At 64.7% G+C, this 15,265-nt stretch carries 9 protein-coding genes; 2 read left to right on the forward strand and 7 right to left on the reverse strand.

The annotated features are described in order from the left end of the window. Positions 1-21 precede the first annotated feature (21 nt). Complete coding sequence (gene hrpA / locus PI87_RS02150; protein ID WP_039596024.1) at positions 22-4,011, reverse strand: ATP-dependent RNA helicase HrpA; 3,990 nt, start codon at positions 4,009-4,011, stop codon at positions 22-24. Positions 4,012-4,133: 122 nt separating this feature from the next. Here hrpA and argA point away from each other — a divergent pair, with 122 nt between their 5' ends. Both argA and PI87_RS02160 read left to right on the forward strand, forming a co-directional pair. Next, positions 4,134-5,489, forward strand: coding sequence for an amino-acid N-acetyltransferase (gene argA / locus PI87_RS02155; RefSeq protein ID WP_232313936.1), 1,356 nt, complete (start codon positions 4,134-4,136; stop codon positions 5,487-5,489). A 107-nt stretch (positions 5,490-5,596) separates the two neighbouring features. Then, positions 5,597-5,869: an oxidative damage protection protein gene (locus PI87_RS02160; RefSeq protein ID WP_039596026.1), complete on the forward strand. Its 273-nt coding sequence runs from the start codon at positions 5,597-5,599 to the stop codon at positions 5,867-5,869. Positions 5,870-5,943: 74 nt separating this feature from the next. On the opposite strand, the gene PI87_RS02165 is transcribed toward PI87_RS02160, so the two are convergent. From PI87_RS02165 to PI87_RS02190, 6 genes are all read right to left on the reverse strand, one after another. Then, on the reverse strand, positions 5,944-7,488 hold the full coding sequence (locus tag PI87_RS02165; protein ID WP_039596027.1) for a methyl-accepting chemotaxis protein: 1,545 nt from the start codon (positions 7,486-7,488) through the stop codon (positions 5,944-5,946). 245 nt (positions 7,489-7,733) lie between these two features. Further along, positions 7,734-9,212, reverse strand: a complete 1,479-nt coding sequence (gene hydA / locus PI87_RS02170) for a dihydropyrimidinase (RefSeq protein ID WP_039596028.1) — start codon at positions 9,210-9,212, stop codon at positions 7,734-7,736. Between the two features lie 31 nt (positions 9,213-9,243). Then, positions 9,244-10,743: an NCS1 family nucleobase:cation symporter-1 gene (locus PI87_RS02175; RefSeq protein WP_039596029.1), complete on the reverse strand. Its 1,500-nt coding sequence runs from the start codon at positions 10,741-10,743 to the stop codon at positions 9,244-9,246. Between the two features lie 105 nt (positions 10,744-10,848). After that, positions 10,849-12,156 carry an NAD-dependent dihydropyrimidine dehydrogenase subunit PreA gene (gene preA, locus PI87_RS02180; protein ID WP_039596030.1) on the reverse strand — a complete coding sequence of 436 codons (1,308 nt, stop codon included), beginning with the start codon at positions 12,154-12,156 and terminating at the stop codon, positions 10,849-10,851. Positions 12,157-12,191: 35 nt separating this feature from the next. Next, complete coding sequence (locus tag PI87_RS02185; protein WP_039596031.1) at positions 12,192-13,538, reverse strand: NAD(P)-dependent oxidoreductase; 1,347 nt, start codon at positions 13,536-13,538, stop codon at positions 12,192-12,194. A 109-nt stretch (positions 13,539-13,647) separates the two neighbouring features. Continuing rightward, positions 13,648-14,928, reverse strand: a complete 1,281-nt coding sequence (locus PI87_RS02190; protein ID WP_039596032.1) for a Zn-dependent hydrolase — start codon at positions 14,926-14,928, stop codon at positions 13,648-13,650. Positions 14,929-15,265: the final 337 nt, after the last annotated feature.

Below are 15,265 nucleotides of genomic sequence, written 5' to 3' on the forward strand. Positions count from 1 at the left end.
CACCCCGCAAAGCACAACGGGCTATCGCTGCATCGATTCCCACACCTTCTGCAGCCGCTTGACCGACATCGGCACCGGCGTGCGCAACTCCTGGGCAAACAGGGCGATACGCAACTCCTCCAGCATCCAGCGGAATTCCTCCATGCGCGGGTCATTGCCACCCTGCCCCTGCACGCGCAGCGCCTTTTCCGCGCGCTGGTACTGCTGGATGAGCGGCGCCATCTCCTGCATGCGCTGCGTGTCGCGCGTGGGGTCGGCCTTGAGCTTGTCGATGCGCAGCGCGATGCCCTTCAGATAACGCGGGAAATGCGTCAGCTGCGCATACGGCGTCGCCTCAATGAAGCGCTTGTGCATCAGCGTTTTCAGCTGCGCGTCGATATCCGCATAGGCGGCGGCAAATGGCTTGGCGATCTGCAGCTTGCGCGGCATCTGCGCGTATTCCGCCAGGATGGCGCCGACCAGCCGCGCAATCTCCTGCGCCAGCAGCGTCAGGCGCGCGCGGCTTTCATCCTTGCGGGCGCCGAAACTGGCGTCGTCGGTGGGGAGCGGGTCCTGCAGGCAGGCGCGTTCCAGCGTGGCATCCAGGATCTGGTCGCGCAGTTCGTCCTGCGTGCCCAGGTTCATGAACTGGATCGCCATCTGCGACAGGCCCGGGATGTTCTTTTCCAGGTACTTCAACGGCTCGCGCAGTTGGATCGCAAACAGCCGGCGCAGGCCCAGGCGGTGAATGCGGGTGGCTTCGGCCGGGTCGTCGAAGACTTCCACATCGCAGTGGTCGCCCGCGTCGACGAGTGCCGGATAGCCGAACAGCGTTTGACTGCCCTTTCGGACTTCCAGCAGCTCCGGCAACTCACCGAAATTCCAAGTGGTCAGGCCGGAGTACAGCGCGGCGTTGGCCGGTGCTTCCGACTTGCCGCCTTTGCCCGGCTTGGCGCCAGCACCTTCGCTCAGCGCGCCGGCCACGGCCGCATCCTGGGCGGCGATCGATTGGAACGTCTGCTGCGCACGTCCGCCCAGCTCAGCGCGCAACTGGGCCAGATTGCGCCCCATGTCGAGCTGCCGACCATGCTCGTCGATCACCTTGAAGTTCATGAAGTGATGCGCAGGCAGCGTTTCGAGCTTGAAGTCGGCGCGCTTGAGCGCTGTGCTCGTCTGCTCGCGCACGTCGGCGATCAGGCGGTCGAGCAGGTCGCCGTCGCCCAGCCGCACGCGCGTGACGAAGCCTGCGGCATAGTCCGGCAATGGCACGCAATGGCGACGCAGCTTCTGCGGCAGGCTCTTCAGGAGCAGGTGCACCTTCTCCTTGAGCATGCCCGGCACCAGCCATTCGGCGCGCTGCGCGGGCACTTGGTTGAGCGCGTACAGCGGCACCGTGAGCGTCACGCCATCGCGTGGGCTGCCGGGCTCGAAGTGGTACGTCAGCCCCATGTCGATGCCGGCAATCGGCAGCATCTTGGGGAACAGATCGGTCGTGATGCCGGCCGCCTCGTGCCGCATCAGGTCGTCGCGATTCAGGTACAGCAGCTTCTGGCCGCCTTTGCCACCTGCACTGGCGGCCTCCGCATACCAGCGCTCGAACGAGACAGTGTTGTGAATGTCGGCCGGAACCTGGCTGTCGTAGAACGCGTAGATCAGTTCGTCGTCCACCAGCACGTCTTGCCGGCGGGACTTGTGCTCGAGGTTTTCGATCTCGCGCACCAGACGCTGGTTGTGCGTGAAGAATGGCAAGCGCGTTTCGAATTCACCGTCAACCAGCGCGCGGCGGATGAACATCTCGCGCGCCTCCTTCGGCTGCATCGGCCCGAAATGCACGCGGCGCTGCTGATAGATCGGCAAGCCATACAGCGTGCCACGCTCGAAAGCCATCACCTGGCCGGCTTTCTTCTCCCAGTGCGGATCACTCCACGACACCTTCAGCAGGTGCGCGCCGACCTTCTCCACCCATTCCGGCTCGATGCGCGCCAGCGTGCGGCCGAACAGGCGGCTGGTCTCGATCAGCTCGCCGCCCACAACCCACTTGCCCGCCTTGCGCGCGATGACCGAGCCCGGCCACAGGAAGAACTTGATACCGCGTGCGCCAAGGTATTCGCGGCCCTTGCCGTCGGCCTCCTCTATGCGCACGCCGATGTTGCCGAGCAACCCCGTCAGCAGCGCCAGATGCAGCTGCTCATACGTCGGATCGGATTCATTGAGCTTCCAGCCCTGCTCCGCCACGGTGGTATGCAGTTGCGAATACACGTCACGCCATTCACGCAACCGCAGGTGCGACAGGAAGTGCGATCGGCACTGGTCCTGCAACTGCTTGTTCGACTTCTTGTGCGCGACGGCCTCTTCAAACCACTTCCACAGCTTCACCCAGCCGAGGAATTCCGACTTTTCGTCGGCAAACTGCCGGTGGGCCTGATCGGCTTGCTGCTGCAGCTCCTGCGGGCGATCGCGCGGGTCCTGCACGGATAGCGCGCTCGCGATGATGAGCATTTCGCGCAGGCACTGATGGTCGCGCCCGGCCAAGATCATCCGCGCCACACGCGGGTCCAGCGGCAAGCGGGCGACCTGCTTGCCCAGCGGCGTCAGCGCATTCTCGTCGTCGACGGCGCCTAGCTCCTGCAGCAATTGGTAGCCATCAGCAATCGCGCGGCCCAACGGCGGCTCGATGAAGGGGAATTGCTCGACATCGGTCAGCCGCAGCGCCTTCATGCGCAGGATGACCGCCGCCAGCGACGACCGCAGGATTTCCGGATCGGTAAAACGCGGCCGCGCGATGAAATCCGACTCTTCATACAGGCGAATGCACACGCCATCGGCCACCCGGCCGCAACGGCCCGCACGCTGGTTGGCGGCGGCCTGCGACACCGGCTCGATCTGCAGTTGCTCGACCTTGTTGCGATACGAATAGCGCTTGACGCGCGCCAGCCCTGTATCGACCACGTACCGGATGCCCGGCACCGTGAGCGAGGTTTCAGCCACGTTGGTTGCCAGCACAATGCGCCGCGCGTTGGACGGCCGGAACACACGCTCCTGCTCCTGCACAGACAGGCGCGCAAACAGCGGCAGGATTTCAGTATGCGCCGGATGGTGCTTGCGCAACGCCTCAGCCGCCTCGCGAATCTCGCGTTCGCCCGGCAGAAAGATCAGCACATCGCCAGAACCTTCACGGGCGAGTTCGTCCACCGCATCGACTAGCGCTTCGTAGAGATCGCGCTCCTTGTCTTTCTCGTCGCGCTGGACGGGGCGGTAGCGCACCTCGACCGGATACAGCCGACCGCTGACTTCAATGACCGGCGCCGGCCCCTTCGGCCCGGCGAAGTGCTCGGCAAAGCGCTGCGCGTCGATGGTCGCCGAGGTGATGATCAACTTCAGGTCCGGCCGGCGCGGCAGGAGCTGTTTCAGGTAGCCCAGCAGGAAATCGATGTTGAGGCTGCGTTCGTGCGCCTCGTCGATGATGATCGTGTCGTAGGCGCGCAGCAGCGGATCGTTCTGCGTCTCAGCCAGCAAGATGCCGTCGGTCATCAGCTTGACTGACGCGCCCGCCGACAGCGTGTCGTTGAAGCGCACCTGGAAACCCACGTGCTCGCCGACCGGCGTGCCGATCTCCTGTGCGATGCGCTTGGCCGTGGACGTGGCGGCAATCCGCCGCGGCTGTGTGTGGCCGATCAGCCCGGTGCCGCCCGCGCCGATGCCCCGCCCGATCGACAGGCAGATCTTCGGCAACTGCGTGGTCTTGCCCGAGCCGGTCTCGCCCGAGACGATCACCACCTGGTTGGCGGCGATGGCCTCGGCGATCTCGTCGCGGCGAGCCGAAACAGGCAGCGCTTCAGGAAACGTGATCGGCGGGACGCGGTTGGCGCGTGCGCGGCGAGCCTCCAGGGCGGCGGCGAGTTCTTCCGGCGTGGGTTTCTGGCGACGCGGAGGACGGCCGCTGCCACCGGGCTTGCGTCCTGGTTGGGCGGCGTCGTTCTTCTGGCGTTGGGAGGGTGCCGCAGAGCGCGGCTGGGCATGGGAATCTGACATCGGGCGGGATTATAATCCGCGCATCTTTCCTGCATCGGCCGCCATTGGTCAATGCCTTGCGCCACACTCCCCATCTGCCCGTGACCGCTCGTTCCTCCGCCCCCGCCCCCGGCGTTTCGCTGGTGGCGCACACGCCTGCCCCCGTCGACGTCGCCCCGATCCCGCCCACACCCGAACAGCGGCAGTTCGTGGACTGGCTGCGCGAGGTGGCGCCCTACATTCACGCCTTCCGCGACAAGACCTTCGTGATCGGCTTTGGCGGCGAGCTGGTCAAGGCCGACATGCTTGGCTGGCTGGTCAATGACATCGCCCTGCTGCACGCCATGGGCATGCGCATCGTGCTGGTGCACGGCTCGCGCCCGCAGGTGGAAGAGCAGCTAGCGCTGCGCAACGTGCAAACCCAGTTCGTGGATGGCGTGCGTGTGACGGACGCTGCTGCGCTGGAATCTGCCAAGGAAGCCTCAGGCGAACTGCGCCTGGACATCGAAGCCGCCTTCAGCCAGGGCCTGCCCAATACGCCGATGGCCGGCGCACGCATGTCGGTGGTCTCGGGCAACTTCGTGACGGCGCGGCCGGTCGGCATCGTCAACGGCGTGGATTTCCAGCACACGGGGCTGGTACGCAAGATCGATGCGGATTCGATCCAGCATTCGCTGTCCAACCGCAAGATCGTGCTGCTCTCGCCGCTGGGCTTCTCGCCCACAGGCCAGGCGTTCAACCTGTCGATGGAAGACGTGGCCGCCAACACCGCCACGGCGCTCAAGGCCGACAAGCTGATCTTCATCACCGAGCTGCCGGGCATCATGGACCGCGTGGGCAAGCTGCAGCAGGACCTGTCGATGGAAACGGCCATCGAGCGCCTGCGCGACGGCAGCCTGTCGCACGACACGGCCTATTACCTGCAGCACATCGTCAAGGCGATGCGCGGTGGCGTGCGCCGGGCACACGTGATTCCGTTTGCGCTGGACGGCAGCATCCTGCTGGAGCTGTTCCTGCACGACGGCGTGGGCACCATGGTGTCGCATACCGATCTGGAATACCTGCGCGACGCCACGCTGGATGACGTCGGCGGCATCGTCTCGCTCATCGAACCACTGGAAGCCGACGGCACGCTGGTACCGCGCGAGCGCCGGCTGCTGGAGCGCGACATCGCCAACTTCTCGGTCATCGAGCACGACGGCATCATCTTTGGCTGCGTGGCGCTGTATCCGTACCCGAAGGACGGCATGGCTGAAATGGCCTGCCTGATCGTCTCCCCCGACAGCCAGGGCACCGGCGACGGCGAACGCCTGCTCAAACACACGGAGGTTCGCGCCCGTGCGTTGGGCCTCAAGCAGCTGTTCGTTCTCACCACGCGTACGGAGCACTGGTTCCTCAAGCGCGGCTTCGTGCGTGCCAACGTGGACGACCTGCCGGAGGACCGTCGCAAGCTGTACAACTGGCAGCGGCGCTCGATGGTGCTGATGAAAAAGCTGTAAATCCCCGGGCGCCGTCGTGGAATCAAAGCCCGACAGCGCGCGGCCTTTACAATACCGGCACCGGCGCCGCGCAAGAGCGGCGTTCCCGCCACACAAGAGGAAACCCCATGGCCCGCATGGTCCACTGCATCAAGCTCGACAAGGAAGCCGAAGGCCTCGACTTCCCGCCCCTGCCCGGCGAACTGGGCAAGAAGATCTGGCAAAGCGTCTCAAAGGAAGCATGGGCAGGCTGGCTCAAGCACCAGACCATGCTGATCAACGAAAACCGCCTGAACATGGCGGATTCGCGCGCACGTCAATACCTGCTCAAGCAGACTGAGAAGTACTTCTTTGGCGAAGGCGCCGACGAGGCTTCGGGCTACGTGCCGCCGTCAGCCTAAGCTGCCGGCCCCCAACAAAAAAGCCGTTCAGTTTGCGCTGAACGGCTTTTTTTGCTTCTGTGTGCTAGCCCTGGCTATGCCGGCATCGCCGCACCATCCAGCTTGAAGATGGCGACCGCGCGGCGCAGCGCGTCGGCCTGATCCGCCATCGCCTGCGCGGCAGCCGAAGCCTCCTCCACCAGCGCGGCGTTCTGCTGCGTCACCTCCTCGATCTGGCCAACGGCGATGTTCACCTGCTCGATACCCGTGCTCTGCTCTGCCGACGCGGACGAGATCTCCGACACGATCTGCGTCACGCGATGCACCGAGGCAACGATGTCGTCGATGATGCCGCCAGCTTCCTGCACCAGCTTCGCCCCTGCCTCCACGCGCTCGGTCGATTGACCGATCAGCCCCTTGATCTCCTTGGCCGCAGAGGCGCTGCGTTGTGCCAGCGTACGCACCTCACCCGCCACCACGGCAAAACCACGCCCCTGTTCGCCGGCACGCGCGGCTTCCACCGCAGCGTTCAGCGCCAGGATGTTGGTCTGGAACGCAATGCTGTCGATCACCCCAATGATCTCGCCAACCTTGCTGGAACTCTCCGAGATGCCCTGCATCGTCTGCACCACATCGCTCATCACCTGACCGCCACGCGCTGCCGTATCCGACGCGTGGCCGGCCAGCGTGGAGGCCTGCACGGCGCTCTCCGAGTTGCGGCGTACGGTGGAGGTCAGCTCGCCCATGTTGGCCGCGGTCTCTTCCAGCGAAGCCGCCTGCTCTTCCGTACGCGACGAGAGGTTCAGGTTGCCCGACGCGATCTGCGAACTGGCAGAAGCCACACCCTCGGCGTTGTGGCGCACTTCGCTCACCACGTTGGCAAGGCTGCGCTGCATATCTCGCAGGGCGATCAGCAGTTGCGCGATCTCATCCGTGCCGCGTGCCTCAAAGACATTGGCCAAGTCCCCGTGCGAGACAGCGCTGGCAACATCCACCGCACGCGACAGCGGCCGCGTGATCGAGCGGCTGAACAGGAACGCGCCGCCCAACCCCAACCCGAATGCCGCCAGCATCAGCACCACGCTGACCAGCAAGGCGGTATGCGCGGCCTCGGCGGTCTTGGCCGACACGGCCTTGCTCTCTGCAGCAATCTCCCTAGCAGCTTCGTCCAGCAAACGTGCTGGTTCGCGGTCCACACCGGCCACAACCTTGTCGCCCACCGTCGGGTCAAACGACGCGGCCACAAACATGTCGTGCCCCTTGCGATAGCCCTTTCCCATCTCCGTATGTGCGGCTGCGAACTGGGCGATCAGATCCCGGCTCTTGCCAGCTGGCAACGACGCCTGCAGCGCCTTCGCCTGGTCGGCCACGGTCTGCTCGCCTTGGAGGAACGCGCCCCAGTATTTGTCCAGCTTGTTCGGGTCTTCACCGCGCAGCAGGGTGTCTTTCCACTCCTGCACCTGGCTCTTGAAGGTGACGAGCATGTTCGTCACCGCACGTTCGTCGGCCACGCGTGCCTGCACAGTCGTGTTGTATTCGACGATCGAGTGATTGAGGGAAGCAATGCCGTAGATGGCCCCGGCAAACATCAGCAGCAGCGCGGCTGCAAACGCCAGGGGAAGTTTGATTGCGAGTTTCATGATGTTCCGGGTAAGACAACTGCTCTGGCAGCATCGCACGCCTTCAGGGAAGGCGGTCAGTGCAGATGGCATGCAAGCCACCGTGCCCGTCTTATCGGCCACTTAACGCATGACTTAATCCTGTTTTCAACAACATGCACATCGCAAACGATCAACTCGCGTAAAGAGTGATGCACTCGTCGCAAATGGAAGAGCCGCTCGAACATCCGAGCGGCTTTTCTGTGCCTCTTGCTCCATACGGCAAATTACTTGGCGCTGGCCATCTCCTCCCGGGGTCGCTCCACCGCATGCGGTGTGCGGCGCGCATTGGCCAGCCGAACGGCATCGTAGTACGCGGCCGCCGGTGGACGCTTCAGGTATTGCCCGGCACCACGCACCGCGCGCAGGTCTCCATCGGCCCAGACCAGTGCGCCGCGCGTGAGCGTGTGCGTGGCAACCCCGCGCACCGTCATCCCTTCGAAGATGTTGAAATCCACCTTCTGGTGATGCGTCTTCACCGAAATCGTCTTGGTGGCCACTGGGTCCCACACCACCAAGTCTGCATCCGCGCCGGGCTGCACAGCGCCCTTGCGTGGATACAGGTTGAAGATCTGCGCCGCGTTGGTCGACGTGATGCGCACGAACTCGTTGGGGGTGATGCGCCCGGCATTGACGCCGTGATGCCAGAGGATGGCGAGGCGGTCTTCGATACCACCACACCCGTTGGGAATCTTGGTGAAGTCTTCCCGCCCCATGGCCTTTTGCGAGGCGCAGAACGTGCAGTGATCGGTGCCCGTGGTGTGCAGTTGGCCGGCCTGCAGGCCGCGCCACAATGCTTCGCGATGCTCGGCCGTGCGAAACGGCGGGCTCATGACGTGGGCGGCGGCGCGCGTCCAGTCGGGGTCGCGGTACACCGCCTCGTCAATCACAAGGTGGCCCGGTAGCACCTCGCCGAACACGCGCAGGCCTTCGTTGCGCGCGCGGGCGATCACATCCACGGCATCCTTGGCCGATACGTGCACGATGTACACCGGCACACCCAGCACCTGCGCGATGCGGATCGCACGGTTGGCCGCCTCGCCCTCCACCTCGGGCGGACGCGACAACGGATGCGCCTCCGGCCCCGTGATGCCGCGTGCGAGCAACTGACGCTGAAGCTGGAAGACCAGCTCACCGTTCTCCGCATGCACGGTCGGCAAGGCACCGAGTTCCAATGAACGCGAGAAGCTGTTCACGAGGATCTCGTCGTCGGCCATGATCGCGTTCTTGTAGGCCATGAAGTGCTTGAAGCTGGAGACGCCGTGCTCGTGCACGAGCGTACCCATATCGCGATGCACGGATTCATCCCACCAGGTGACGGCGACGTGAAAGCCATAGTCCGCCGCAGCTTTCTCGGCCCAGCCACGCCATTCGTTGAAGGCGTCCATCAGCGGCTGGCGCGGGCTGGGGATCACGAAGTCGATGATGCTGGTCGTGCCGCCCGACAGCCCCGCCGCCGTGCCGGTGAAGAAGTCGTCGCTGGCCGTGGTGCCCATGAAGGGCAGCTCCATGTGCGTGTGCGGGTCGATGCCGCCGGGCATGACGTACTGCCCATGCGCGTCGACGATCGTGGCGCCGACGGGCGCGTCGATCTGTGCCGCCACCTGGAGGATGGTGCCGCCATCCTCCAGGCTCGCGCAAAGCACGTCCGCACGCCAGGTGCGGTCCGCATCGATGACCGTGCCGCCACGGATCAGGGTCGTCATGTCGCAGTCTCCTTATGGGTTGTAAGCGTGCTCAGGCGCTCGCCACACTCGCGCTCGGGCTGCCGCGCAGCCTCATCCACGCGCTGTAGACAATAGCTGCCAGCACCAGGCCGACGAACCACGCATACGTGTAGAGCGTGTTGAAGAACGCCGGCACGTTCGGGAATGCACTCGGGAAGGCGGTATGCAGAAAGCCCGGCAGATTGGGCAACACGCCCACGGCCAGCGCCACCACCGCGCCGATGTTCCAGCCGCCGGTGTAGGCGTATTCGCCGTTCTCCTCGAACAGCTCGTGTGCGTTCAGGCGCGTGCCGCGGATGAAGAAGTAGTCGACCATCATGATGCCGGCCACCGGCCCCAGCAGCGCGGAATAGCCGACCAGCCACGTGAAGATGTAGCCCTCGGACGTGGCGAGAATCTTCCACGGCATCATCACGATGGCGATGGTGGCGGTCATCAGGCCACCCGTCTTGTACGAGATGCCCTTCGGCCACAGGCTGGAAAAGTCATACGCGGGACCGACCAGGTTGGCGGCAAGGTTGCAGCACATGGTGTCCAGCGTCAGGATCACCAGCGCAATGCCTACGCCGATGCCGGTCATCCGGCTGGTCAGGTCGATCGGGTCCCAGATGGCCTTGCCGTAGATGACCACGGTGGCGGAGGTCACCACCACCGAGATGACCGACAGCAGCGCCATCGGAATCGGCAACCCGATCGACTGGCCGACAATCTGGTCACGTTGGGATTTGGCAAAGCGCGTGAAGTCGGGAATGTTCAGCGCCAGCGTCGCCCAAAAGCCCACCATTGCCGTCAAGCTGGGCCAGAACGTCACCCAGAACAGGCCTTCTTTCTTGCCGCCCGCCACGAACTGCGACGGTGCCGACAGCATCGACCCAACACCGCCCGCCTGCGACGTCGCCCACCACACCAGCACGATGCACATCACGATCTTGATCGGGGCGGACCAGCTCTCCAGCCAGCGGATCGAATCGGTGCCGTGCAGGATGAAGTAGAGCTGCAGCGCCCAGAACAGCAGGAAGCACGCAAGCTGGCCGAACGAGATGTCCAGAAACGGCAGCGGCGCGCCATGCAGCGCGTTGCCGGTCAGGATATTGGCCAGCGTGTAGATCGCACTGCCGCCCAGCCAGGTCTGGATGCCATACCAGCCGCACGCGACGATGGCGCGCAGCAGTGCCGGCAGCTTCGCGCCCTGCGTACCGAACGAGGTACGCACCAGCACCGCATACGGAATTCCGTGCTTGGCACCGGCATGGCCGATCAGCAGCATCGGCACCAGCACGATGGCATTGCCCAGCAGCACCGTCACCACCGCCTGCCACGGCGACATGCCCTGTTCCGTCAGCCCGGCAGCCAGCATGTACGAGGCGATGTTCATCACCATGCCGACCCACAGCGCTGCGAAGTGGTACCACTTCCAGGTGCGCTGGGCTAGACCCGTGGGCGCCAGGTCGTCGTTGTAAAGACTGCTACTGGCCGCTAGCGGCTCGGCGGGTTGCGCTGCCTGCTTCATTGAAAGACCTCCACGGATAGTTGGCGCGCTCTGCGGCGCGCGTCAGGCTCATTTGTAGGAATCAAAACCGGTCTGCACAAGCCCATCCGGCACCGCACAACCCAATCAGGCTGCCTTGGCCGGCACCTGCGCACTGGCTTCGGGCGCCTGTGCACCAGCGCTTGCCGGGTTGTTCGGGTGTGTGGTCCAGTTTGCGTAGTCGCCGGCGTCCACACGCTCCATCGTGATGCATTGCTCGACGGGGCACACATGCATGCATAAATTGCACCCGACGCATTCGGCATCGACCACCTCGAAGTGCCGCTTGCCGTCCTTCTCGCGCGTGATGGCCTGGTGCGAGGTGTCTTCGCAGGCGATATGGCACAGGCCGCACTGGATGCAGCGGTCCTGATCAATGCGGGCCTTGATGTCGTATTTCAGGTTCAGGTACTTCCAGTCGGTCACGTTGGGGACCGCCCGGCCGCGAAAATCGTCCAACGTGGCGTAGCCCTTCTCGTCCATCCAGTTGGCCAGGCCGTCGGCCATGTCCTGCACGATGCGGAACCCGTAGTGCATGGCCGCCGTGCACACCTGCACGCTGCCTGCGCCCAGCACGATGAACTCCGCCGCGTCGCGCCAGTTGGAGATCCCGCCGATACCCGAGATCGGCAGATTGGGCGTCTGGGCATCGCGCGCGATCTCGGCCACCATGTTCAGCGCGATCGGCTTGACGGCCGGGCCGCAATAACCGCCATGCGTGCCCTTGCCGTCCACGGTGGGCATCGGGGCCATCTGGTCCAGATCCACCGCCACGATCGAATTGATGGTGTTGATGAGCGACACGCCATCCGCCCCGCCCTTGTACGCCGCGCGCGAGCCCAGTCGGATGTCGGTGATGTTGGGGGTGAGCTTGACCAGACACGGCAGCTTGGTCGCCTCCTTCACCCAGCGCGTGACCATCTCCACGTACTCCGGTACCTGCCCGACCGCCGCGCCCATCCCCCGCTCGCTCATGCCGTGCGGGCAGCCGAAGTTCAGTTCAACGGCGTCGGCACCGGTGTCTTCCACCATCGGCAGGATCCATTTCCAGTCCTGCTCGTTGCACGGCACCATCAGCGAAACGATCAGCGCGCGGTCCGGCCAGTCGCGCTTGACTTGCGCGATCTCACGCAGGTTCACATCCAGCGGCCGATCGGTGATCAGCTCGATGTTGTTCAACCCCGCGATGCGCTGGCCATTCCATTGCACCGCGCCGTAGCGCGAGCTGACATTGACCACATGCGGATCGAGCCCCAGCGTCTTCCACACCACGCCGCCCCAGCCCGCCTCAAACGCGCGGTTGACGTTGTAGGCCTTGTCCGTGGGCGGCGCAGAGGCCAGCCAGAAGGGGTTCGGCGATTTGATACTGGCAATCGTGCAGCGCAAGTCGGCCATGTTCGGCTCCGGGAATGTGGTGTGTGAGGGGCGGATCAGGCCGCCATGACCGTCAAGCTTGCCAGGTAGGCATCGATGGATGCGGCGGCCACCTTGCCGTCCTGCACGGCCTGCACCGTCAGGTCGATGCCACCAGTGGCCGCGCAATCACCACCCGCCCAGACATCGAGCAGCGTCGTGCGCCCGCCTGCGTCGACAGCGATACGAGCGCCATCGACCGTCAGCAATTCGCCATCGATACCGATCGGCACCAGCGTCTGGCCGATGGCCTTGAGCACCATGTCTGCGTCGATCGTGAAACGCTCCACAGCCTCACCCGACGTGCGCTCAAACTCCACACCCGTGATCTGCCCATCGCGGCCGATCAGCCGTACGGGTTTCGCGTGCGTGACGAGCGTGACGCCGTTTTTTTGCGCAAACTCGCGCTCCGCCCAGGTGGCGCTCATCGATTCAACGCCGCGGCGATAGACCATCGTCACGCTCGTTGCGCCCAGCTTGCGGCTTTGCACGGCGGCGTCCACCGCTGTGTTGCCGCCGCCAATCACCACCACGCGCCGGCCAACCGGCACGGCCTCCAGCGCTTCGGCCTGGCGCACCTGTTCGATGAAATCGACCGCGTTCATCACGCCCGAGAGGTCCTCGCCCTCCAGCGCCAGGGCGCGCACGCCCCCCAAGCCGATCGCCAGAAACACCGCATCGTGCTGCTTGCGCAACGCGTCGAGCGAGACGTCGCCGCCCAAGACCACGCCGGTCTTCAGCTCGATTCCGCCCACCGAGAGCAGCCACTGCACTTCGCGCTGGGCAAAGTCGTCGACCGTCTTGTAGGCGGCGATGCCGTATTCATTCAGGCCACCCGCCTTGGCATGCGCATCGAACAACGTAACGCGGTGCCCTGCGAGTGCCAGGCGATGCGCACACGCCAACCCCGCTGGCCCGGCACCAACCACAGCGACATGACGACCGGTGTCGGGCGCACGCCTGAACAAAGTCACGCCCTTGGCCATCGCCCAATCGGTGGCATGGCGCTGCAGCGCGCCGATGGCCACCGGCTGGGCGTCCTGGTCGTTGCGCACGCATGCGCCCTCGCACAGGATCTCGGTCGGACACACCCGCGCGCACATCCCGCCGAGCGGGTTGGCCGACAGGATGTCCATCGCCGCGCCCTTCAGGTTGCCGTTGCCGATCTTGCGGATGAAGCTGGGGATGTCGATCTGCGTGGGGCACGCTTGCACGCACGGCGCGTCATAGCAGTAGTGGCAGCGGCTGGCGGCGGCCGCTGCGGCGGTAGGGTCGAGCAACGGCGCAATGTCGGCAAACTCGCACGACAACTGATCGCGCGACAGACGATGTGCGGCAATATCACCGGTTTCCTTGACGGCCATGAAGACTCCTTCGTCAGTGTGAGGACACGGCCGTGCCCGCCGGCCTCACGTGGGCGAGGTCGGGACGGCGTTTCTTTTGGGGTGCTGCGAAAGCGAACTACAGGTGTGGCTATGAGGCGGGCTCGCACGCACGCGACAGCATCGCGTGCAGCAGCACATTCGCGCCCGCCTCGATCCACTCGGGCGTGGCGTCTTCGATCTCGTTGTGGCTGATGCCGCCGATGCACGGCACGAACACCATCGACGTGGGTGCCACCTGCGACAGGTAGCACGCATCGTGGCCCGCACCAGACACCATGTCGCGATGCGAATAGCCAAAGCGCTCGGTCGCTGCGCGGACTGACGCCACGCACGCAGCGTCGAACTTGACGGGCTCGTAGTAGAAAATCTGCTCAAGCTGCGTTTCCAGCCCGATGCCATCGGCGATCTTTGCGACACCCTCGCGCAATGCAGCGTCCATCTTTGCAAGCACGGCATCGTCCGGATGCCGGAAATCGACAGTGAAGAACACGCGCCCCGGAATCACGTTGCGCGAGTTCGGGTGCACCTGCATCATGCCGACCGTCGCGCAGGCAAACGGCGCGTGGTCCAAGCCGATGCGATTGACCAGATCAACCACACGCGCGGCGCCCAGCAGCGCATCGCGGCGACGCGGCATCGGCGTTGGGCCCGCGTGCGCCTCCTGGCCTGTCAGCGTGATCTCGTACCAACGCTGCCCCTGTGCATCCGTCACCACGCCGATGGTCTTCTGCTCGGCCTCGAGAATCGGCCCTTGCTCGATATGCAGCTCGAATGCCGCATGCAGCTTGCGGCCGCCGCACGGTACATCGCCGGCATAGCCGATGCGCTTGAGTTCGTCACCGATGGTCTTGCCGTCGACATCCTTGCGCGACAAGCCGTACTCCAGCGTAAAGACGCCCGCAAACACGCCCGAGGCCACCATGGCAGGAGCAAAGCGCGAGCCCTCTTCGTTGGTCCAGATCACGACTTCGATCGGGTGCTCGGTCTCGATACCGTGATCGTTCAGGCTACGGATCACCTCCAGCCCGCCGAGCACGCCGTAGATGCCGTCGAAGCGGCCGCCGGTCGGTTGCGAGTCGGCGTGCGAGCCGGTCATGACGGGCAGTGCGTCCGGGTTGCGCCCCGCGCGTCGCATGAAGACGTTGCCCATCTGGTCGACCGTGACCGTGCAGCCCGCCTCCTTGGCCCAGCTCACGATCAGGTCGCGGCCCTGCTTGTCGAGATCGGTCAGCGCAAGTCGGCACACGCCGCCCTTGGGCGTTGCGCCGATCTTTGCCATCGACATCAGGCTGTCCCACAACCGCTTGCCGTCGACCCGCATTGACGTGTCGAGTTGGGCCATGTCCAACGTTTCGGATGCTGCAGGCATCGTGTGTCGCTCCTTTGGGGGCTGCCATATCAGCCAGCCCAAGCACACGCATGCGGTGCATCGGCGGCCATGTTTTGGGGCATCTCCGCACGCTGGCAGTGCATGCGGCCTGGTCTGTCGCGGACGATGTTTTGGAGGTCTTGCCCGCCAATCCAATCCTGTCCGATTGGACAGGTTGTAGACGACGATTCCAGCCAAATCAATGTCTTTCGCAGACAGGCTTTCAAAGCGAGAAGCGTGCCATTGCGATGCAGCATGGCGGATGCGACGGTGTCGACAAGAGGTGTCGCGCTGTCGTCCAGCGACTAGAATGAGGCGCAGCAAGGCACCCACGCCG

Source organism: Ralstonia sp. A12, assembly GCF_000801955.1.
Taxonomy (GTDB): domain Bacteria; phylum Pseudomonadota; class Gammaproteobacteria; order Burkholderiales; family Burkholderiaceae; genus Ralstonia.

Bases quoted from the DNA above. Each gene is read 5' to 3' on its own strand.
- hrpA (WP_039596024.1), bottom strand. From the start codon at position 4,011: ATGTCAGATTCCCATGCCCAGCCGCGCTCTGCGGCACCCTCCCAACGC.
- PI87_RS02160 (WP_039596026.1), top strand. From the start codon at position 5,597: ATGGCCCGCATGGTCCACTGCATCAAGCTCGACAAGGAAGCCGAAGGC.
- PI87_RS02165 (WP_039596027.1), bottom strand. From the start codon at position 7,488: ATGAAACTCGCAATCAAACTTCCCCTGGCGTTTGCAGCCGCGCTGCTG.
- hydA (WP_039596028.1), bottom strand. From the start codon at position 9,212: ATGACGACCCTGATCCGTGGCGGCACGGTCATCGATGCGGACCGCACC.
- PI87_RS02175 (WP_039596029.1), bottom strand. From the start codon at position 10,743: ATGAAGCAGGCAGCGCAACCCGCCGAGCCGCTAGCGGCCAGTAGCAGT.
- preA (WP_039596030.1), bottom strand. From the start codon at position 12,156: ATGGCCGACTTGCGCTGCACGATTGCCAGTATCAAATCGCCGAACCCC.
- PI87_RS02185 (WP_039596031.1), bottom strand. From the start codon at position 13,538: ATGGCCGTCAAGGAAACCGGTGATATTGCCGCACATCGTCTGTCGCGC.
- PI87_RS02190 (WP_039596032.1), bottom strand. From the start codon at position 14,928: ATGCCTGCAGCATCCGAAACGTTGGACATGGCCCAACTCGACACGTCA.